The sequence below is a fragment of the Tamlana crocina genome, assembly GCF_012037625.1.
This window is the reverse complement of record NZ_JAAVJS010000892.1, coordinates 1-279: the sequence shown is the minus strand read 5'-3', so window position 1 is coordinate 279 and position 279 is coordinate 1. Positions and strand designations below refer to the sequence as shown.

General features: G+C 44.1%; 1 pseudogene. It reads right to left on the bottom strand.

Annotation, left to right across the window (positions count from 1 at the left end):
* Positions 1-279, bottom strand: a pseudogene (locus HC176_RS19415) (Trk system potassium transporter TrkA); the annotation flags it as partial.

Sequence of the window (279 nt, the reverse complement as noted above, 5' to 3'; positions counted from 1 at the left end):
ATTCCCCCTTGGAATAATGGTTTCTGAAGTATCCCTGCGACGCATTGCAATGGGCATAAAATGAATCCCTGGAAAGATCTTTGCAGTTTCTTTGACAGTTCTTCCTACAAATGCGGCAGATTCTGTCAGCGTCAACCCAACCATGGTAAGCGCCCCATCCTCAAATTCATAGCTGTCGTTAAAGGCAGACTGGTTGAGCAACAATTCAATTTCCCGGGCTGCAAGCGCTTCAGGAGAAATTAGTTCATCAATACCAAATTGGGTAAAACCAATTTCTTC